This is a genomic window from Mycolicibacter senuensis (assembly GCF_002101885.1).
GTDB lineage: Bacteria > Actinomycetota > Actinomycetes > Mycobacteriales > Mycobacteriaceae > Mycobacterium > Mycobacterium senuense.
On sequence record NZ_LQPS01000031.1, the window covers coordinates 93,086 to 115,414 of the forward strand.

11 protein-coding genes are annotated in these 22,329 nt (G+C 70.7%); 9 read left to right on the forward strand and 2 right to left on the reverse strand.

The genetic code is table 11. The annotated features are described in order from the left end of the window. Positions 1-187 precede the first annotated feature (187 nt). From AWC24_RS07805 to AWC24_RS07840, 8 genes are all read left to right on the forward strand, one after another. The gene (locus AWC24_RS07805; protein ID WP_085083628.1) at positions 188-934 is read left to right on the forward strand and encodes a thioesterase II family protein; all 747 of its coding nucleotides are present in this window, start codon (positions 188-190) and stop codon (positions 932-934) included. Beyond that, positions 927-2,252, forward strand: a complete 1,326-nt coding sequence (locus AWC24_RS07810) for a beta-ketoacyl [acyl carrier protein] synthase domain-containing protein (RefSeq protein WP_085083630.1) — start codon at positions 927-929, stop codon at positions 2,250-2,252. The genes AWC24_RS07805 and AWC24_RS07810 overlap by 8 nt, the downstream gene beginning before the upstream one ends. Beyond that, entirely contained in the window at positions 2,246-5,170 is a 2,925-nt protein-coding gene (locus AWC24_RS07815; RefSeq protein ID WP_234807291.1) for an SDR family NAD(P)-dependent oxidoreductase, read from the forward strand. Before AWC24_RS07810 ends, AWC24_RS07815 begins: the two co-directional genes overlap by 7 nt. Further along, positions 5,163-11,657, forward strand: a complete 6,495-nt coding sequence (locus tag AWC24_RS07820) for a non-ribosomal peptide synthetase (protein ID WP_085083632.1) — start codon at positions 5,163-5,165, stop codon at positions 11,655-11,657. The genes AWC24_RS07815 and AWC24_RS07820 overlap by 8 nt, the downstream gene beginning before the upstream one ends. Then, the gene (locus AWC24_RS07825; RefSeq protein WP_165757720.1) at positions 11,654-16,051 is read left to right on the forward strand and encodes a non-ribosomal peptide synthetase; all 4,398 of its coding nucleotides are present in this window, start codon (positions 11,654-11,656) and stop codon (positions 16,049-16,051) included. Before AWC24_RS07820 ends, AWC24_RS07825 begins: the two co-directional genes overlap by 4 nt. Next, positions 16,048-17,340 carry an NADPH-dependent L-lysine N(6)-monooxygenase MbtG gene (gene mbtG / locus AWC24_RS07830; RefSeq protein ID WP_085083636.1) on the forward strand — a complete coding sequence of 431 codons (1,293 nt, stop codon included), beginning with the start codon at positions 16,048-16,050 and terminating at the stop codon, positions 17,338-17,340. Before AWC24_RS07825 ends, mbtG begins: the two co-directional genes overlap by 4 nt. Continuing rightward, on the forward strand, positions 17,337-17,567 hold the full coding sequence (gene mbtH / locus AWC24_RS07835; RefSeq protein WP_085083638.1) for a mycobactin NRPS accessory protein MbtH: 231 nt from the start codon (positions 17,337-17,339) through the stop codon (positions 17,565-17,567). The genes mbtG and mbtH overlap by 4 nt, the downstream gene beginning before the upstream one ends. A 92-nt stretch (positions 17,568-17,659) precedes the next feature. Next, entirely contained in the window at positions 17,660-18,157 is a 498-nt protein-coding gene (locus AWC24_RS07840) for an MTB12 family secreted protein (RefSeq protein ID WP_085083640.1), read from the forward strand. 23 nt (positions 18,158-18,180) lie between these two features. Here AWC24_RS07840 and AWC24_RS07845 read toward each other — a convergent pair whose 3' ends face one another. After that, entirely contained in the window at positions 18,181-19,716 is a 1,536-nt protein-coding gene (locus AWC24_RS07845) for a xylulokinase (protein ID WP_085083642.1), read from the reverse strand. Between the two features lie 60 nt (positions 19,717-19,776). Then, a complete protein-coding gene (locus AWC24_RS07850; RefSeq protein ID WP_085083644.1) occupies positions 19,777-21,171 on the reverse strand; it encodes a pyridoxal phosphate-dependent decarboxylase family protein in 1,395 nt (464 codons plus the stop codon). A gap of 112 nt (positions 21,172-21,283) precedes the next feature. Here AWC24_RS07850 and hrcA point away from each other — a divergent pair, with 112 nt between their 5' ends. Then, a complete protein-coding gene (gene hrcA, locus AWC24_RS07855; protein WP_085083646.1) occupies positions 21,284-22,327 on the forward strand; it encodes a heat-inducible transcriptional repressor HrcA in 1,044 nt (347 codons plus the stop codon). Positions 22,328-22,329: the final 2 nt, after the last annotated feature.

Sequence of the window (22,329 nt, forward strand, 5' to 3'; positions counted from 1 at the left end):
GCCGAACGTGCCTTCCTTGCGATGAAACCCCCGAGAAAGCGCGCTCAGTGCACGTTCGGCGTCCCGGTGCGTCCGCAACCGGCGCACCAGTGCCCGGATTTCCGGGCCACTTCCGGTCGGGGTAATCTAACCCGGGAAATTAGGGCAGCCTTTACTAACACGCTGGCTAACATGCGGAGGGGATCGGATGGCCGTCGACGACACCTCGGCGGGCGCGCAGTTCCCGTCCTGGATCGGCCGCTTTCCCGGACCCGGGCCGGCGACCCTGGTTTTTCCGCACGCCGGGGGCTCCGCGGTGAACTACCGCCCGCTGGCGTTAGCGCTGGCCGCCGGGGTCGACACCTACGTGATGCAGTATCCGCAGCGTGCCGACCGGTTCCGGGAACCGCCCGCCGAAACCCTGCCGCAGCTGGCGCGCGCCCTGTTCGACGCGGCGCCGTGGCAACGGCTGGGACCGCTGCGGTTGTTCGGGCACAGCATGGGCTCGCTGGTCGCGTTCGAATTCGCCCGGCTCGCCGAAGAGCGCGGCATCGAGATTCAGCGGCTGTGGGCCTCGGCGGGGCCGGCACCCGGTGTGGTGTCCGGGCTGCGCAAAGTGCCGACCGAGGATGCCGCCCTGCGCGCGGAGTTGGAGGAACTCGGCGGCACCGACCCGCGAATCCTCGCCGACCAGGAATTCCTCACCCTGCTGCTGGCCCCGGTCCGATCGGACTACCGGGCGTTCAACTGCTACCGATGCGATCCCGACATCACCATCCGGGCGGGTATCAACGTGCTCGGCGGCCGGTCCGACGACCGGGTCGGCACCGACCTGCTGGAGCGCTGGGAGGCGCACACCACCGGGGTCTGCACGGTCTCGCTCTACGACGGCGGGCACTTCTACCACTACGAGCACATCGACGCCCTGGCGAAGCGGATCATCGCCGATGACTGACCGGCGTGAGGACCCGGTCGTCATCGTCGGGCTCGGTGTCGAGGCGCCCGGCGGGATCGAGACCGCCGAGCAGTACTGGACACTGCTCGCCGAGGGCCGCGAGGCGCTCGGCGCCATCCCCGAGGACCGGGATTGGGCAGTGCGAGAACTCATCGACGGATCACACCGCGACGGCTTCAAACCCATCTGCAATGTCGGTGGATTCCTGTCCGGGGCCGCCGAATTCGACCCGGGTTTCTTCGGGATCGCGCCCCGGGAAGCCATCGCCATGGATCCGCAGCAACGGGTCGCGCTGCGGGTGGCCTGGCGCGCCCTCGAGGACGCCGGCATCAACCCCGACGAGCTCACCGGCCACGACGTCGGCGTCTACCTCGGCGCCTCGGTCACCGGTTACGGCCCGGACATGGCGCAGTTCTCCGCGCACAGCGGCCATCTGCTGCCCGGCACCGCGCTGTCGGTGATCTCCGGTCGCGTGGCCTACACCCTCGGGCTGGCCGGGCCGGCGATCACCGTCGACACCTCCTGCTCGTCGGCGCTCTCGGCGCTGCACCTGGCGGTACAGGCGATCCGGACCGGCGACGCCGATATGGCGCTCGCCGGCGGCGTGTGCGTGATGGGCTCGCCCGGATTCTTCGTCGAGTTCTCCAAGCAGCACGCGCTGTCCGACGACGGACACTGCCGGCCCTACAGTGCCGCCGCGACCGGAACCGTGTGGGCGGAGGGCGCTGGAATCTTTGTGTTGCAACGCAAATCGTCCGCACTGCGCGACGGCCGGCACATCTACGGCGAGATCCTGGCCAGCCGGCTCAACCAGGACGGTCGCACCACCGGTCTGCTCACCCCCAGTGAGGCGGCCCAGCAGCGCCTGTTCCGGTGCACGTTGACCGAAGCGGACGTGCAGCCCGGCCAGGTCGGCATGATCGAAGGCCACGGAACCGGAACCCGCGTCGGTGACCCCGTCGAACTGCGGTCGCTGATCAACGTCTACGGCGCCGACACCGAGCCGGGCGCCGGCCCGCGGCTGGGCTCGGTCAAGTCCAACATCGGGCACACCCAGGCCGCCGCCGGGGCGCTGGGCCTGAGCAAGGTGCTGCTGGCCGCCGAGCATCAGGAGATCCCGCCGACCCTGCATGTGCGCGACGGGTGGCACGACGGCATCGACTGGGACGGCGGGGGCATCACGCTGGCCGATACCATCACCGCCTGGCCGGCGAGCGACGGCCGCCGGGTCGGCTCGGTCTCGGCGTTCGGGATGAGCGGCACCAACGCGCACCTGATCGTCGCTGTGCAGGACGCCGAAGAGGCACTGGCGTGCTGAGCACCCACCCGACCGCGCTGCCCGACGGCCGTATCCCCGTCCTGATCTCGTCGCACGCCCGCGACCTGCTGCAGGCCGAAGCCGGCGCGCTGGCCCGCCACCTGCACACCCGGACCGCCGAGGTGGGCGCCGTGGCCCGGACGCTGCGCGCGACCCGGCCGATCCGCCGGTACCGCGCCGTGATCCGGGCCCGCGACGCGGACGAACTCCGCAGCGGCCTCGACGCCGTCTACCACGACGTGGAGCACCCACTGGTGGCCCGATCCCATCATCAGGAGCCCGCCCGCACCGCCTTCGTCTTCCCCGGCCAGGGCAACCAGTGGCCGGGCATGGGCGCCGACCTGCTCGCGATCGCGGCCTACCGGGCCGAGGCGGACCGCTGCGAGGCGGCCTTCCGCAGCGCCGGCCACGCCTCGCCGGTGACGTATCTGCGCGGCACCGACGACCCGGATCCGGTGGTGGTGCAGGCCGCGCAGTTCACCCACGCCGCGGCGCTGGCCGCCACCTGGCGGCATTTCGGCGTCCTGCCCGATATCACCGTCGGTCACAGCCTGGGGGAACTCGCCGCCGCCTACACCGCCGGGGTGGTGGACCTGGACGCCGCGGCTGCGGTGGTGATCGCGCGGGCGGAACTGACCGATGACGCCCCGGGCCGGTTCGGCATGGCGATGATCGCCCTGGGCGCCGACGATGCCGCCGAATTCATCACCGGTATCCCCGGCTGGCTGGAACTGTCGGTGGTCAACGGCCCCGAATCGGTGGTCGTCTCCGGGGAATGGGCCGCGGTACAGCAGATCCTGGAACGCGCCGCCCGCCGCGGGGTGTTCGCCCGCGAGCTCGCGGTGCGCTACCCGGCGCACACCAGCGTCCTGGAACCGCTGCGCGACCGGATGATCGCGCAGCTGCCCGATGCGCAGTTCCACAGCGCCCCGGTGGAATTCATCGGTTCCGTGTACGGCGGAGCGACCCCGGAGGGAAAGACGTTCCGGCAGTACTGGTTCGACAACCTCCGCCGGCAGGTTCGGTTTGATCTGGCCACCGCCGCCGCGGTGGACCGCGGGGTCACCACGTTCATCGAGATGTCGGCGCATCCGACCCTGCTCGCGTCGCTCGGCGACATCGCCGAATCCGCGCTGGTGCTGGGCAGCGCCGACCGCGATCACCCGGCCGACGAGGCGCTGGCGGCCAACATCGCCGCCGCGGCGATCGCCGACCCCGGCTACCGCTGGCGGGACTTCGCCCCGCCGGGCACCGGTGCACCACTGCGTCATTTCCCGCACGCGCCGATGCACACCACCCGGCTGTGGGCGGGCACCGAGCCGTCCGCGCAGCGCCACCGACAGCCGGTCGTCATGACCGAACAGTGGGCACCGATCGAGGCCGTCGCGGACCGCGCCGTCGGGGTGGCCGTCGTCGACTACAGCGGGGAATCCCCGGAGCTGACCGAGCAGCTGACCGCTCTGTTGGGCCCCGCCGCGGTGCATCCGGACCACGCCCGGCTGCTGGTGCTGATCGCGCCGCCGGCCGACGGCGGTGAAATCGCCGCCGCAGCAACTGCGTTCGCCGGCCACGCGGCCGCCCAGACGCTGCCCGGGCCCGGTCCGAACTGCGCCCGGGTGTGGTTGATCACCCGCGGCGCCGAACGACTCGACGGTGACCCGCCGCCGCTGCCGGGGGCCGCCGCACTGGCGGCGCTGCACCGCAGCACCGGATTCGGCTACCCCGACCAGACATTCGCCCACCTGGATCTGCCGGTCGATCCGACCGCCGACGACATCGGCGCCGCGGTCGCCGCGCTGCGCCTGACCGACACCGAAGTCGCGGTGCGCGCCGGCCGCCCTTCGGTGCGCCGACTCGTGCGATCCGATACCGCCCCGGCCGTGCCGGCGATCCCGGAGACCGTCGTGATCAGCGGCGGCACCGGCGCCATCGGAATGGCCTTCGCGGCGTTCTGCGCCGACCACGGCGCCCGCGACATCAGCCTGCTCAGCCGCAGCGGCGACACCGATGCCACCGCGGACCGATTGTGTGCACTGCGCTTGCGTACCGGGGCTCGCATCACCGCGATCCGGTGCGACATCACCGACGATGCCGCAGTTGCGGCACTGATCGCCGAACACCACCCGGCCCCGGCCGGGCTCGTGGTGCACACCGCGTCGGCGGAAGCCGTCGCCGCCGAGCAGATCACCGAAGCAGCGGTTCGGGATGCCCTCGGCGCCAAAGTGTTCGGCCTGGACAACCTGGTGCGGCACTGGCCGCAGCGCCCCGACGCCCGGGTGCTGGTCTGCTCGTCGGTGCTGGCGCTGTGGGGCGGCTCGGGTCACGGCCTCTATGCGGCGGCCAACCGGATGGCCGACGCCCTGGTGTGCCGGATGCGGGCGCAGGGCCGAAGCGCCACCTCGATCCGGTGGGGATTGTGGCAGAGCGTGGCGGTGGTGAGCGGCGAGGAGAAGAACCGGATCGCCCGGACCGGTCTGACCCCGATGGCGCCCGAGGCCGCGATCACCGCGGGGCTCAGCGCCACGCCGAACGACCCGGCGATATTGGCCGCCGACTTCGACCGGCTAGGGGTGTTCTTCGACAGCCAGGGCGTTCCCTCTCCCTTCGACGCCACCGCGGCACCCGCGAGTGCCCTATCGGGGGACCGCCCGGTCGGCGACGTCGTGATCGCCGAACTCGCGGCGGTGCTCGGCCTGGACCGCACCGACGACATCGACATGCATCGGGCGTTGACCGACCTCGGCATGGATTCACTGCTCGCCCTGGACCTGCGCAAGCGGCTGGCCCGGACCACCGGGAGAAGGGTGGCGCTCGGACCGCTGCTGGCCGGCATGACCGCGGCGCAACTGACCGCGACGCTCCGTGATGACACCGCTGCCGCCGCGGCGACGGAAAGGACTGTTTTCACCCATGACTGACACCGTCGACCAGTCGACCGACGCGAGCGAGTTACGGCTGGAGTTGCTGCGCCGCCGGCTCGCCGAACGCGGATTGGCAGCCACCGCGCCGGCCGGTGGACCCGCCGAACCCGCGATGAACGACGGGCAGCGCCGGATGTGGTTCGTGCAGACGCTGGACCCCGACGGCACCGTCGCCAACATCTCGGTCTCCTACCGGCTGTCCGGCCGGCTGGACAGCGACCGGTTACGCACAGCTCTGGCCGCGGTGGCCGACCGTCACCCGGTGCTACGCACCACCTATTGCGTCGATGACAACGGCGAACCGCGGCCGGTGCTCGCCGAGGTCACGCCGGTCGTCACCGAACACGACCTCACCGAGCTCGCCGGACAGGCCCGGGCACTGCGGCTGGAGGTGCTGGCCCAGCGGGAGTTCGCCACCCCGTTCCGGCTGGAGTCCGATGCCCCGTTGCGGCTCACCGTGATCCGACTCGAGCCCGACGAACACATTCTGCTGCTGGTCGCCCACCATATCGCTTGGGACGACGCCTGCTGGACGGTTTTCTTCGCCGATCTGACCGCCGCCTACACCGACCCCGACGCGTTCGCCGCCCGCCCGCCCGCACCCGTTGTCAGCACACCACCCGTCTCCGATCACAGTGCCGACCTGGACTACTGGCGCACCCTGCTGGCCGAGCCGCCCGACCCACTGGAACTGCCCGGCCCGCGCGGCTCGGCGGTGCCCCACACGTTGCGCGCCGGATTGTGCACCCGCGCACTGCCGGCCGGGTTGATGCACGGCATCACCGAACTGGCCCGCGACAACGGCGCAACGCCCTACATGGTGGTCGCGGCGGCGTTGTCCGCGCTGATCTACCGCTACACCGGTACCGACGACTTCCTGATCGCCTCACCGGTTCTCAACCGAACGGCCGGCACCGAGGAAACCATCGGCTACTTCGGCAACTCCGTGGTGCTGCGTGCCCGGGTCACCGCATCCGACCGATTCAGCGACCTGCTGACACGCACCCGCGACACCGCCTTGGGTGCGTTCGCCCACCAAGGCATCAATCTCGACCGGGTGGTCCGCGAACTCAACCCGGACCGGCGGCACGGGGGAGTGGAGCGGCTCACCCGGCTCAGCTTCGGATTCCGCGCGGCACCCGGGGACGGTCTCCAGCCGCACGGGATCACCTGCCGGCGAGCCGAATACCGCGCCAAGATCGCCCAACTGCCGTTGGGGATAATGGTCGAGGCCGGCGGCACCCCCGACAGCGGCGCGCTGATCGAAGCCGAATACCTGCACGACGTGCTCGACGAAGCGCTCGTCGACCAACTGCTGCGGCACCTGGTGCAGTTGCTGGCCGCCGCGGTCGCAGCACCGCAGACCACCATCGGCGAACTGGACATGCTCGGCGAAGCCGACCGCCGTTGGCTGGACGCGGTTTCGCGCGGATCGGATTTCACCGCCGCCCCGACCACGCTGGGCGCATTGGTCGCCGACCGGGTGGCGGCCACCCCTGACGCGATCGCCGTCGTCGACGATGACGGCCGCTACACCTACGCCGAGATCAACGGCCGCGCCAACCGCATCGCCCACCACCTGATCGCCGCCGGGATCGGCACCGAGGACAAGGTCGCCGTGCTGTTGGGCCGCTCGGTGGACCTGGTGGTCACCGCGCTGGGCATCGCCAAGGCCGGCGCGGCCTACGTTCCCGTCGACCCCGAGTATCCGCCGGACCGTATCGAGTTCATCCTGGGCGACGCCCGGGCCGCCCTGGTGATACGCGAGCCCCTCACCCCCGAGGCGTTGGCCGGTCATCCCGACACCGACCCGACCGATGCCGACCGGGTGCGCCCGCTACGACCGGATAACCTGGCCTACCTCATCTACACCTCGGGTTCGACCGGCCTGCCCAAGGGTGTCGAGGTGTCCCACGCCCCGATCACCGAGTACCTGACCTGGTTCGGCGGCGAGTACGGCGTCGACGACACCGACGTGCTGCTGCAGGTCGCGTCACCGAGCTTCGACGTCTCGATCGGCGAACTGTTCGGCACCCTGGGAAACGGTGCCCGGCTGGTCATTCCGCGGCCCGACGGGCTGCGCGACATCGGCTACCTGACCGATCTGCTGCAACGCGAAGCCGTCACCGCCATGCACTTCGTACCGTCGCTGCTGGGGTTGTTCCTGTCGCTGCCCGGCGTCAACCAGTGGCGCACATTGCGGCGCATCCCGATCGGCGGCGAGCCGCTGCCCGGTGAGCTGGCGGACAAGTTCCACGCCACCTTCGATGCGCTGCTGCACAACTTCTACGGCCCCACCGAAACGATCGTCAACTCGACCCGGTTCAAGGTCGAAGGCACGCAAGGCAACCGGATCGTGCCGATCGGCAGCCCCAACATCAACACCACGATCCGGCTGCTCGACGACTCGCTGCAGCCGGTGCCGGTCGGGGTGATCGGCGAAATCTACATCGGCGGAACACATGTCGCCCGCGGCTACTTCGACCGGCCGGGATTGACCGCGGAACGCTTCGTGGCCGACCCGTGGGCCGCCGGGCAGCGGCTGTACCGCACCGGTGACCTGGCCCGCCGCAACGCATCCGGCGACCTCGAATTCATCGGCCGCGCTGACGACCAGGTCAAGGTCCGCGGCTTTCGTATCGAGCTCGGCGAGGTAGCCTCGGCCATCTCGGTGGACCCCAGCGTGGGTCAGTGCGTGGTAGTCGTCTCCGACCTGCCCGGGCTGGGCCGCAGCCTGGTCGCCTACCTGACGCCGGCGGCGCACGACGCCCCCGAAGACGCAGTCGACATCCCGCGGATCCGGGCCCGGGTGGCCGCCGCGCTGCCGGAGTACATGGCCCCGGCGGCCTACGTGGTGGTCGACGACATCCCGATCACCGCTCACGGCAAGATCGACCGCGCCGCACTGCCCGAGCCGCAGCCCATCGAGTCGGCACCCTACCGGGAGCCGCAGACCGACACCGAACACGCGGTCGCGCAACTGTTCTCACAGCTGCTCGGCCGCGACCGGGTCGGCGCCGACGACTCGTTCTTCGACCTCGGCGGGCACTCGCTGCTGGCCACCAAGCTGGTGGCGGCGGTCCGATCCCGCTGTGATGTGGAGATCGGTATCCGCGACATCTTCGAGTCGAGCACGGTGGCCCGACTGGCCGCCGCGATAGACCGGGCCGCCGGCGGCGAGGCCGGGCCGGGTCGCCCGCCGCTGGTCGCGGTGCCGCGATCGGGCCCGTTGCCGGTGTCGGCCTCGCAGCTGCGCACCTGGTTCGCCTACCGGCTGGACCCGGCGGCGACCGGCGACAACATCCCGCTGTCGGCCCGGCTCACCGGTCCCTGCGACACCGCCGCGCTCACCGCGGCAATCAACGACGTGGTGGCCCGCCACGACAGCCTGCGCACCACGTTCTGCGAGATCGACGGGCTGCCCCACCAGATCATCAACCCGCCCGTACCGGTCGAGGTAACCGAACTGCGGTGCCCGGAAGGCGATCCGGAGGCGGTCGAGCGGTGGACCCGTGACCGGCTCGACGAGCAGCGCAGCGCCGGTTTCGACCTGGAGAACGACTGGCCGATCCGGACGGCGCTATTGCACCTACCCGGCGATGAGCGGGTGCTGTCACTGGTGGTGCACCACATCGCCGCCGACCACTGGTCGGTGGAGGTGATCTTCACCGACCTGCTGATCGCGTACCGGTCCCGGACTGCCGGCAGTGAGCCGTCGTGGCCGCCGCCGGCTTTGCGGTATGCCGACTTCGCGCACTGGCAGGGCGAACTGCTGCTTGACGCATCCGGGTTGATCGACGCGCAGCGCCGCTACTGGATCGAGCAGCTGGCCGGCCTTGCCGACGACACCGGGCCGCGGCCGGACTTCCCGCGCCCGGCCACCGGCACCGGCGGCGGTGACTCCGTGGCCTTCACCGTCACCCCGCAACTGCGGGCCGGGCTGGCCGCGCTGGCCCGCGACACCGGCGCCACCGAGTTCATGGTGATGCAGGCCGCGGTCGCGGTACTGCTGCACCTGGCCGGCAGCGGCGACGACATCCCGCTGGGGGTGCCGCTCGCGGGCCGAACCGACAACGCCCTGGACAACCTGGTCGGGTTCTTCGTCAACATTGTCGTGCTGCGAAACCGGTTGGACGGCAACCCGACACTGCGCGAGGTGGTGCTACGGGCACGCGAAGCGGCGCTGGGGGCCTACGCGAACGCCGACCTGCCGTTCGATCGGCTGGTCGAGGCGCTCAACCCGGTCCGGACGCTGTCGCGCAACCCGCTGTTCCAGGTGGTGGTACACGTCCGCGATGCCGCCGACGTCACCCACGTCGTCGACACCGGACCCGACGGCGACCTGGTGTTCCGCACCGTCATGCCGACCTTCGACATCGCGCACGCCGACCTGTCGGTGAACCTGTTCGCCACCGAGACTGCCGACGGCGCAGGCTATGACGGCCACCTGATCTACCGCACCGATCTCTATGAGCGCGCCACCGTGCAGCGACTTGCCGACTGGCTGGGGCGGGTGCTGGCGGCGATGGTCGATGCCCCGGAGCGAACGCTGCGCGAGATCGGCCTGGTCGACGACGAGCAGCGCGAACGAACCCTCCAGCAGAGCCGCGGTGCGGAGGTTCCCGCGGATGATCCGCGCACCATCGCCGAGGTGCTGGCCCCGAGCCGGAGTTTCGACGGCGTCGCGGTGCGCTGCGCCGGCGCCGAGCTGACCTACCCGGCTCTGCACCTCCGCTCCGACCGGCTCGCCGAACTGTTGATCGGAGCCGGCGTGCGGCCCGGAACGCTGGTCGGCCTGTCGGTGCGGCGCGACCTCGATCTGGCAGTGGCGCTGGTCGGCATCATGAAGGCCGGGGCGGGCTACTTCCCGCTGGACGCCGGCTATCCGCGCCGGCGCCTGGCGTTCATGGTCGATGACGTCTTGCCGAGCGTGATCGTCGTCGATACGACCACCCGTGCAGCGATGCCGGCCCCCGATGGCGTGACGCTGATGTGCCTCGACGACGCGGCGGTGCAGGCCGAACTGGTGAAACCCCCCACCGGCGGCCGACTTCCGGTGCCGCACCCCGACGACCCGATGTATCTGGTGTTCACCTCCGGCTCCACCGGCGCTCCCAAGGGCGTGGTGGGCACCCACCGGTCGATGAGCGCCCGGCTGAACTGGCAGCTGGCCCACTACCCGGTCGACGGGCCGGACATCCGGCTGGCCCAGTCGTCGATGACGTTCCTGGAAGGCGGGATGGAACTGCTGGCCGGCCTGGCCGCCGGTGCGACGATGATCCTGGCCGACGACAACGAGTTCCGCGACCCCGAGGCACTGGCCCGGCTGATCGTGGACGAGCAGGTGGCGCAGGTGACCGCGGTCGCGAGCCTGGTGTCGGTGCTGGCCGATGCGGACGCACTGCGAGGCCTGCGCCGGCTGGTGTGCAGCGGTGAACCCGTCTCGGCGGACCTGTTGGCCCGGCTGGACTCCGCACTCGGTTCGGACACCCAGCTGCTCAACAACTTCGGCGCCACCGAGACCTCCGGGGCGGCGGTGCGAGGTGCACTGGCGCCGCCCACCCCGAAACTGGGCCGGCCCACGCCCGGCTCGCAGGCCTATCTGCTCGACGACGCCCTGCAGCCGGTCGCGCCCGGGGTCGTCGGTGAGGTCTATTACGCCGGACCGCAGATCGTCCTCGGCTACTGGAAACGCCCGGGACTGACCGCAACCCGGTTCGTCGCCAACCCGTTCAATCCCGGAGACCGGCTCTACCGCAGCGGGGACCGCGCCCGCTGGGGCACCGATGGGGTGCTCGAGTTCGTCGGCCGCACCGACCACCAGGTCAAGGTGCGCGGCTTCCGGGTGGAGCTGGCCGAGCTGGAGGCGGCGCTGCGCGCCGCACCCGGAGTGGCGGCGGCTGCGGCCCGCACCTGGGAACAGCGGGGAGCCACCACGTTGGCCGGCTATGTGGTGCCGGCCGGTCCGGTCGCCGACCCGGCGGACTTCATCGCATCGGTACGCGCCGCGGTGGCCGCGACGCTGCCCGGCTACATGGTGCCGTCGTCGCTGACGGTGCTGGAGGCCATGCCGCTCACCGATTCCGGGAAACTGAACCGGCCCGCACTGCCGCAGCCGGCAGTGGCCACCCGCGGCGAAGCCGACCCGCCCGTCACCGCCACCGAGCAGACCCTGGTCGGTATCTGCGCCGAATTGCTGGGTGTCGAGGCGATCGGGCGCAGCGACGGGTTCTTCGAACTCGGGGGCGACAGCATCCTGTCGGTGCAACTGTCGGCACGGGCGCGCGCGGCCGGAGTCGAAGTCGACCCGCGGATGATCTTCGAGCACCCGACGTTCGCCGAACTGGCCGCGGCCGCTGATGCGCGGGCCGGAGCCGACAGCAGTCCCGACACCGTCGACACGTCGTTCGCCCCGATGAGCGTCTCGGGCCTGAGCGGCGATGCCCTGGCGGATCTGACTGCCGCATGGGGCGATTCACCATGACCGAAGCCACCGCACAGCGCAGCAATGCGCAGTCGATCGAGGACGTGCTGGCCCTGTCGCCGCTGCAGCAGGGACTGTTCTCGCTGGCCAAACTCGCCGTTGATGACGGCGGTTCCGACGGCGGGGTGGACGTCTACACCGTGCAGTTCGTCATCGACATCGTCGGCGCCGTCGATGCCGGGCTGCTGCGCCGCAGCGCCGAAACCATGCTGGCCCGCCACGCCAACCTGCGGGCGTCGTTCTGGGATGTCGACCTGCCGCATCCGGTCCAGATCGTGCCGGCACAGGCTGCGGTTCCGTGGCAGGAGATCGATGCCGCACCAGCCGAATTCGATGATCTCGCCCGGGCAGAACGCACCACCAACTTCGACCTGGCCCGCGGGCCGCTGCTGCGTTTCGTGCTGGCCCGCTCGGCGCCCGACCGGCACCGGCTGATTCTCACCGTGCACCACCTGCTGCTCGACGGCTGGTCGATGGCGGTGTTCTTCGACGAACTGGTGGCGATCTACCGCGCCGGCGGCACCGACCCGCTGCCCGCGCCGCGGCCCTACCGCGACTACATCGGCTGGCTGGCGTCCCAGGACGTCGCTGCCGCCGCCGAGCGGTGGGGGGACTACCTGGCCCCGCTCAGCGCCCCGACCATGCTGGCCGGCAGCGGGCGAGCCGGGTTGGGCAGTGTCCTCCCGGACACCCACGAGGTGGCCCTGGACCGCGACGACACCGCCCGGCTGACCGACTGGGCCCGCCGGCACGGCCTGACCCTGAACACCGTGCTGCAGTTCGCCTGGGGCGTGCTGCTGGCTCGGCTCACCGATCGGCGCGAGGTGGGATTCGGGGCGGTGGTCTCCGGTCGGCCCCAGCAGCTCGGCGGCGTCGAGTCCATGGTCGGGCTGTTCATCAACACCGTCCCGGTGGTGGTCGCGGCGCCGCCGCGAGCCGAGGTGGTCGCGACCTGCCAAGCGCTGCAACGTGACACCGCGGCGATGCGGGACTTGGGCTACCTGAGCCTGGCCACCGTGCAGCGGGCCAGCGGCAACGCGGTCTTCGACACCTTGCTGGTGTTCGAGAACGCGCCGATCGGTTCGGCCGCCGCGGGGGTGACCACCCCCGACGGCGTTCGGTTCGTGCCGGTCACGGTGGAAAGCCTCACCCACTACCCGCTGACGCTGGTCAGCTCCCCACCGCGCGACGGGCGGCTCACCGTGCTGCTGGAGGCGGTGCCGGATGCGCTGGGGGAGCTGTCCGTGGCGGATCTGGGCCGGCGACTGCTGCAGGTGCTGCGCCAACTGGTCGACCCGGCGCGGCCCCGCATCGCGGATCTGGATGTGCTGCTGCCCGCCGAGCGGGCGCGTCGCGCCGAACCGGTGGTTCCGGGGAACTCAGCCGCCGTATCGGTGCCGGCCCTGTTCGCCGCCGCTGCCGCCGAGCACCCGGACAGTCCGGCGCTCACCGGCGAAGACCGCGCCCTCACCTATGCCGGGCTGGCCGCCGAATCGGCCCGCCTGGCGTCGGCACTGGCCGGGCGTGGGATCGGTCCCGAAGACCGGGTGGCGATCGCGCTGCCCCGCTCGCTGGATTCGGTCATCGCGATCCTGGCCGTGCTGCAGGCCGGGGCGGCCTACGTCCCGATCGATGTCAGCCTGCCGGAAACACGGATCAAATCCATTCTGCGACAAGCGGATCCGAAGCTGACGCTGACCGCCGAAATACTTGCCGAACTGCGGTCCGACGATGCCGAGCAGCGGCCGACACCGACGGTGATCCACCCCGACTCCGCGGCCTATGTCATCTTCACGTCCGGTTCCACCGGCGAACCCAAAGGCGTCATCGGCACCCATCGGGCGCTCGCGTCCTACTTCGCTGATCACCAGCAGCGCATGTACCTCCCGGCCGTCGCCCGGCTGGGCCGGACACTGCGCGTCGCGCACGCCTGGTCCCTGAGTTTCGACGCGAGCTGGCAGCCGCTGGCCGGCCTGCTCGGCGGACAGTGCGTGCACCTGTTCTCGGCCGAGGACATGCGCGACGCCGAGGCCATCATCGACGGCATCCGCCGGCACCGGCTGGACATGATCGACACCTCGCCGTCGATGTTCACCCAGCTGTTCGACGCCGGCCTGCTCGATGCGCAGGCTGCACACCGGCTCAGTGTGCTGGCACTCGGCGGGGAGGCCATCGCCGCGCACACCTGGGCGAAGCTGCGGTCGGTGTCGGCGGCATCAGCGGTCGCGGTGCACAACTGCTACGGGCCGACCGAGACCACCGTCGAGGCCGTCGTCGCCGATGTCGCCGACACCGAGCTGCCGGTGATCGGCGCAGCGGTGCGGGGCATGACCGCTCACGTGCTGGACTCCGCGTTGCGGGAGGTGCCCGACGGGGTGGCCGGCGAGCTGTACCTGGCCGGTGCGCAGGTCACCCGCGGCTACCGCGGCCGCCCGGGGGCGACCGCGGCCCGCTACGTCGCCGACCCGTTCTCCGTCGGCGCGCGGATGTATCGCACCGGGGACCTGGTCCGGCGCCGCGCCGACGGCCGGCTGATCTACCTGGGCCGCGCCGACGACCAGGTCAAGGTGCGCGGGTACCGGGTCGAGATCGCCGAGGTCGAGACCGCGCTGGCCGCGGCGACCGGAGTGACCGCCGCGGCGGTGCTTCCCGTGCACGGCGCGACCGGAACCCAACTGGCCGGATTCGTCACCGGTTCGGGTGTGGACGCCACCCGGGTCCGGGCCGAGGTCGGCGCCCGGCTGCCGGCTTATCTGGTGCCGGCCCGGATCACGGTGGTGGAGTCGATGCCGTTGACAGTCAACGGGAAGCTCGATGCGCAGGCATTGGTTTCGCTGGCCGCGCCGGCCGTCGGTGGTGGTGAACCGGCCACCGACACCGAGCGGGCCCTGGTCGAGATCCTGGCGGAGGTCTTCGCGGGCCCGGACGGAGCGCAGCTGCCCGGTGTCGAGGCCGATCTGCGGGAGCTGGGGCTGGACAGCATCGTCGCGCTGTCGATGGTGCGTGCGGCACGCCGGCGCGGATTGCCCATGCGGCCGCGGACCGCGCTGAGCTGCATGACGATTCGGGACCTGGCCGCGGCGTTGGACCTGGAAACCGGCGAAGCCGCGCAAGCCGCGCAGCAGGCTGACACCGCGGCCGACGAGCCCCTCCCGCTGCTGCCGGCCGGGCGCTGGCTCTACCAGTACGGCAGCCCGCGCCGGCTCGGCCAGGTCGAAGCGGTTCGTCTTCCCGACGACACCCGACCTGAGCGGCTGCGGGCCGCCCTGGCGGCGATCGTGGCCGCGCACCCGGCACTGCACGCGCGGCTCGACCCGGCCGGGTTGCTGCTGCACCCCGTCGACCCGGTCGACATCTTGACCGAGATCCCCGTCGGTGCCGTCGATCTGGCGACCGTCACCGAGCACGGCACCCGGCTGCTGGCGGGCCTGGACCCCGAGGCCGGGGTGCTGCTGCGGGCGACATGGCTGCGCCCGCCCGCCGGCAGCGGGGTACTGCTGCTGTGCGGGCACGTGCTGGCGCTGGACCCGGTCTCGTGGCAGCTGCTGCTGGGCGAGCTGGATGCCGCGCTGGCTGGCGCAGATCCGCTGCCCGAACGCAGCGGATACCGGCGCTGGGCGGCCGCCTTGACCGAACGGGCCCACGCCCTGGACACCGTGGAATTCTGGGCGGCCCAGCTGGCCGGTGACGATCCCGAACTGGGAGCCCGGCGCGTTCGCCCCGACCGCGACCGCGCCGGGGACCTCACGGTGTCGACGGCGGTCGCCGACCCGGCGATCACCGCTGCCCTGTCGGCGGCCCAGGCCCCGATGCATGACCTGCTGGTGGCCGCAACCGCCCGGATGGTCGCCGGGTGGCGGTCGCGGCGGGGACAGCACGGTCCGGCGCCGTTGCTGGCGTTGGAGACCCACGGGCGCGCCGAGGACGTCGTTTCCGGCGTCGACACCGCCGACATCGCCGGGCTGCTGACCGCCATCTACCCACTGCGAGTGGACCAACCCGACCCGGCCGGTGTCGCGCGCGCGCTGGCGCAGATCCCCGGCAGCGGTATCGATTACGGGCTGTTGGCCTACTTGCGTACCGATACCGCCGACCGGCTGGGCGCCGTTGCCGGCCCACAGTTGTTGCTGAACTACCTGGGCCGCGTCGACCGGACCGGGGGCGGGCCGGCGCTGGCCCCCGACCTGATCGCCGGGCTGCCGTCGGTGCCCGAACCCGACCAGGCGGTACGCCACGAGCTGAGCATCTTCGCCGCGGTGGCCGACCTCGGCGCGGGTCCGACGCTGCTGACCCAGTGGCGCACGTTGCCCGACATCCTCGGCGACGCCGAGATCACCGAACTGCAGGAGCTGTTCACCGGGGCCCTGCGCGATCTGGTGGAGGAACTGTCATGAGCACGCTGGCGGTGGTCGGTGCGGGTGCCAAGGCGGTGGCGGTGGCCGCGAAGGCCGCGGTGTTGCGTGCGATGGGCGTCGACACGCCGGAGATCGTCGCCGTCGAACGCACCGAGGTGGCCGCCAACTGGCGGGCGACCGGCGGCTGGACCGATGGCGCACACCGGCTGGGCACCAGCCCGGAGAAGGACGTCGGCTTCCCGTACCGTTCGGCGCTGGTGGCGGGCCGCAACGCCGAACTCGACGAGCGGATGACCCGCTACAGCTGGCAGTCCTACCTGATCGCCACCGGCCAGTTCGCCGAGTGGGTGGACCGGGGCCGGCCCGCACCCACTCATCTGCGGTGGAGTCAATACCTGCGCTGGGTCGCCGACGCAGTGCAGCTGACCGTGATCCCCGGCGAGGTCGACCGGCTGGCGGTGGCCGGCACCGGCTGGGCGTTGCACACCCGGGAGACGGAGGTGGCCGCCGACGCGGTGATGATCACCGGCCCCGGCCAGGCCGAGAAGTCGATCCTGCCCGGCAACCCACTGGTGCTCTCGATCGCCCAGTTCTGGCACCGGGCGGCAGCCGACCGGATCAGCGCCGAGCGTGTCGCGGTCATCGGCGGCGGCGAGACCGCCGCGTCGATGCTCAACGAGCTGTTCCGGCACCGTGTTTCGACGATCACGGTGATCTCTCCTCAGGTGACGCTGTTCACCCGCGGAGAGGGCTTCTTCGAGAACGCGCTGTTCTCCGACCCGACCGACTGGACCGCGCTGACCCTGCCCGAGCGGCGGGATGCGCTGGCCCGCACCGACCGCGGAGTGTTCTCGGCGCGAGTCCAGGACGCACTGCTGGCCGACGACCGGATCCGGCACCTGCGGGGACGGGTCGCTCACGCGGTGGCCCGCGACGGCCGGATCCGGTTGACGCTGAGCACCAACCGGGGCGGCGAGAACTTCGAGACCGTGCACGGCTTCGACCTGGTCATCGACGGTTCCGGGGCCGACCCGCTGTGGTTCACCTCGCTGTTCGGCCAGGACACCCTGGATCTGCTGGAGCTGGGGCTGGGCGGGCCGCTGTCGGGGGACCGGCTGGCCGAAGCGATCGGCCACGACCTGGCCGTGGCCGGCGTGACGCCGAAACTGTTCCTGCCCAACCTGGCCGGGTTGACCCAAGGACCCGGCTTTCCCAACCTGAGCTGCCTGGGACTGCTGTCCGACCGGATTCTGGGCACCCGCCCCACCACCGCCGCGGGCAGTGACCTGATCGCTGCCCGACGGACCGACATCGAGGAGACCCGATGAGCACCAACCCCTTTGACGACGACAACGGCGCGTTCTACGTGCTGGTCAACGACGAGGACCAGCACAGTCTGTGGCCGGTGTTCGCCGACGTGCCCGCCGGGTGGCGGGTGGTTTACGGAGACCAGCAGGGCGCGACCCGGGCGGCCTGCCTGGATTATGTCGAGCAGCACTGGACCGACCTGCGCCCCAAGAGTCTTCGTGATGCCATGGCGACCGACCGCGGGTAACCCGGCCACGAGCGCGTCGCAACCACGTACCCTCGGATGAAGACGAAGACTCACCCAGCGATTTTGCTCGACGCAACCGGAAAGGCGTGGTTATGTCCGTGAAAGTGCTCACCATCGGCATGGGCTTGGCGGCCGCGATCGCCGTACCAGGCCTGGCGGTCGCCGAAGTGCCGAACCAGCCGCCGCTCACGGTGTTTCACGCGCCGCATCCGCAGGACCCGCCGCCGACGGCGAGCCTGCCGAGCGCCGAACAACTCACCGGAATCCTGGACAACCTGGTCGACCCGCGGGTTCCCGCCGAGGTGAAGAGCGGCTTGGTGGCCGGGGGCCTACAGCGGCACCAGGCCGATGTGCTGGACCATCAGCTGCGCCGATTGGGGCACCACCATGGCCTTCCGCTGATCTTCACCGCGTCCGACATCGCCTCCACCGGACCTGACACGGTCAGCGCCGATATCACCGCCACCGGGCCCACGTTGCCGGCTCCGATCACCAAACCGGTGACCTTCACCGACCAGAACGGCTGGATGCTGTCCCAGAACGGGGCCGACGAGCTGATGGAGGAGATCGTCGGGCGGCTGCCCAACTGAGCTCGGACCGCCCCGGGGAACGGTCAAGAACGGTTGAGCCGGGCGAACATGGTCTGCTGCGTCTTGTAGAGACCGGGGAACTCGGCGAAGAGCCGGTCGTAAACCGCGCGGTTCGCGGCGACCGGCTCGAAGACGCCGTCGAGCGGGATCAGGTCGTGTAACTCATCGCGGTCCAATTCGCCCATCCCGATACCGGCGAACAAGGCCGCACCTCGCAACTGTGCGTTGAGCGGGTCGGCCACCCGTTCGCAGGTGCGGCCGCACACGTCGGCGATGATCTGGCACCACAGCTCCGAGCGGGCTCCGCCGCCGATGATCCGGATCGGCCCGGTGGTGGTGGTGAATCGGTTGATGCAGTCGAGCAGCCAGCGGCTGTTGTAGGCCACCCCTTCCAGCACCGCCCGAACCAGATCTGCGCGGCTGGTGTCCAGGGACAGGTTGTGGAAGCCGCCGCGAGCATTGCGGTCGTCGATGGGGGAGTGTTCGCCTTTGAGCCACGGGGTGAAGATCACCCCGTTCGAACCAGCCGGCGCACCGGCGGCCAACGCGGTCAGCTCGGGGTAATCGAGTCCGTCGAAAAGGGTGTCGCGCAACCATTGCAGCGCCCGGCCCGCGGTGTCCTGATTGTTGACCAGCAGGTAGCTCGCGGGGTCGATGCCCGGCACCGTGGCGAGTTGGTGAAACGCATCGGTCTTCTTGACCGCCATCGGACAACTGATCCACGACGTGGTGCTGATGGTCAGGTGCAGCTCGCCTGGCCGCACCGCACCGGAACCCACCGCCGCACTGTGCATATCCGGGGTGCCGGTGACCACCTGCGCCGCAGGGGAGATGCCGAGCTCGGCGGCGACCGCCGGTGCCACGCGGGAGATGATCGAGCCGGTCGGCACCAGCGGCGGCAGCTTGGCGCGGTCGACACCGGCCAGTCGCACCAGCACGTCGTCGTAGTCGAGCACTGCCAGGTCGCGGTTGTCGGTGAGCCAGGAGGCCATCATCGACGCACGAGACGCCGCGGCCTGCCCGGTGAAACACATGCTCAGGTAGTCCACCGGCTCCAGGAACCAGCGGGCCGCGCCGGCGACCACCGGATCGCCGTGTTGCAGATGCAGCATGTGCCCGACCGGATCGTCGCCGCTGGGTGACGGGATGCCGCCGTTGCGGCGAAGCCAACTGAGCAATGCCCGCGGTCGGTAGCCGGCCAGTCGGCCACCGAATGCCTTGCGGCTGTGGGGCGCTCCGCGGGTGTCCATCCACATCACGCACGGACCGACCGGGCGACCGTCGGCGTCGACCGGCACGGTGCTGGCCCACTGCCCGGTGATCGACACCCCGGCCACCTGATCGCCGGACACGCCGCTGTCGGCCAGGCCGCGCCGGGTGGCGTCGCGGATGATCGCCCACCACAGACCGGCGTCCTGGGTGGCCGCCCCGCTCGGCCCGTACTCGGTCGGGACGCCGATGAGGGCCGACCACAGCACGGTGCCGTCCAGCGCGACGAACCCGACTTTGGGGCCGCCGGTACCGAGGTCGACCGCAAGGACGACGCGGTCGCGGTTCATATGGCGCCGCTCCTCCTCATCACTCCGCCGACGCTCCGTTCTGCATCGTCTCGGCGCGGCTCATAGCGGCGGCAGCGACTGCTGGGTGTCGAGCATCTGCTCCATGAACCCCTCGATGAAATGGGCTGCCTCGTCGGTCATTCCGCCCGGCACGCCGCCATAGATCGCGGCGCTGATCGGCGCCTCCCCGGCGGCGGTCTTCTTCTTGGCGTACTCCACCGCGTCTGCCAAATCGGCGGCGAAGGCCTCGGCCACGCCGGGCTGGGTCTGCGGCCGGGTGACCGCCATGTGGATGGCGTTGGGGTACTGCTGGCCGTTGAACCGCCAGCCCTTGGGCTTCATGGCGTCGGCGACGTGGTAGATGTCGAACTCGTCGGAGCGGAACGCGAAGCAGAACGTCGGCGAGCCCATGATCGTCAGCTCCGGGTGGCTGCGCACCGCGTCCTGCATGGTGAACGCGGTCTGCAGAATCGCCTTGGCGTAATTGCGGTAGCCCTCCCGGCCCAGCTGCACCATCGAGGCCCACGCCGCGGCGATCAGACCACCCGAGCGCGAGCCCTCGATGCCCGGCGAATGGTATTTCCCGCCACTCCATTCCGGCAGATAGAAGTACTGTGCGTTGCGGTAGGCCTTGTCGCGGAACAGCAGGGTCGAGGCGCCCTTCAACGCATAGCCGTACTTGTGGTTGTCCGCGGAGATGCTGGTGACCCCGGGCACCCGGAAATCGAACAGGGGAACGTCATAACCCAGTTCCCGGGCGAAGGGCAACACGAACCCGCCCAGGCAGCCGTCGACGTGCAACCCCACCCCGCGCGATGAGGCCAGCTCGCCCAGCGCCGGGATCGGGTCGACGGTGCCGTAGCCGTAGTTGCAGGCCGACCCCATGATCGCGATGGTGTTCTCGTCGATGTTGTCGGCCACCCAGTCGACGTCGACCTGCGTGGTCTGCGGGTCGATCGGCGCCCGGCGAATCTCGATCCCGAACAGGTGACAGCCCTTGTCGAACGCCGGATGGCCGGTCTCGGGCTTGATGAAATTCGGGCGGGTAATGCCCCGGTGCGCCGCCGCATGCTCGCGATAGGCCAACAGGGCGTGGATGATGCTGCCGGTGCCGCCGGTGGTGACCATCCCGACCGGCTCGGTGTCGGTGACGGCGTCGGCGTGCATCAGGTCCAGGGCCATCGCGATGATCTCGCCCTCGAACTTGGTCGCCGACGGGCAGATGTCGCGCTGCAGCACATTGACGTGGGCGAACAGCCCGAACGCCTCGTCCAGGAAGCGGTAGTGCTCGTGATCCCCGCAGTACATGGTCCCGGATACCTTGCCGGTCTCCCAGGTGGGATCTTCGGCCTGTGCCATCTCCCGCAGCTCGGCCAGCACCTCCTCGCGCGGCCGGCCGTGCTCGGGCATCACCCGGTTGACCGTGAAGCGGTCGGTGTAGGGAAAGTCGGACATGCCGATCCTCTCGTCTGCGCCAGCGTGCGGAGATGTACGGAAATCGCGGCGTGTCTGAGTGCAACCACGCACGTTCGCGCCGGGGAATAACTCAGAACGTAATCTAGTGCCTATGAGTGTGGCTGATGATCGTCGCTTCGAGGTGCTGCGCGCCATCGTCGCGGATTTCGTCGCGACCAAGGAACCGATCGGGTCCAAAGCCCTGGTCGAGCGGCACAGCCTCGGGGTGTCCTCGGCCACCGTGCGCAACGACATGGCCGTGCTGGAGGCCGAAGGCTACATCGCCCAGCCGCACACCAGCTCCGGGCGGGTGCCCACCGAGAAGGGCTACCGGGAATTCGTCGACCGCATCGACGAGGTCAAGCCGCTCTCGAGCGCGGAGCGCCGGGCGATCCTGTCGTTTCTGGACTCCGGTGTCGACCTCGACGACGTGCTGCGCCGCGCGGTGCGCACCCTGGCCCAGCTGACGCGCCAGGTGGCCGTCGTGCAATACCCGACCCTGTCGGTGTCCACGGTGCGCCACCTCGAGGTGATCGCGCTGACCCCGGCGCGGCTGCTGCTGGTCGTCATCACCGACTCCGGCCGGGTCGACCAGCGCATCGTCGAACTCGGCGACGCCATCGACGACCACCAGCTGTCCCAGCTGCGCGAACTGCTCGGCGCGGCGCTGGACGGCAAGCGGATCTCGGCGGCCTCGACCGCTGTGGCCGAGCTCGCCGCGCACCTGGACGGCCGCAGCGGGCTCTCAGCCGGCCTGGCCAACGCGGTCGGGCGGTCGGCCACGGTGCTGCTGGAATCACTCGTCGAGCACCGCGAGGAGCGGCTGCTGCTCGGCGGCACCGCCAACCTGACCCGCAATGCCGCCGACTTCGGCGATTCGCTGCGCTCGGTGCTGGAAGTACTCGAGGAGCAGGTCGTGGTGCTGCGGCTGCTCGCGGTGCAGCAGGAAGCCGGTAAAGTCACGGTGCGCATCGGTCACGAGACCGAGGCGCAGGAGATGGCCGGCGCCTCGGTGGTGTCCACCGCCTACGGCTCGCAGGGCACCGTGTACGGAGGTATGGGGGTACTGGGTCCCACCCGGATGGACTATCCGGGAACCATCGCCAGTGTCGCTGCGGTTGCCATGTACATCGGCGAAGTGCTCGGGGCTCGATAATC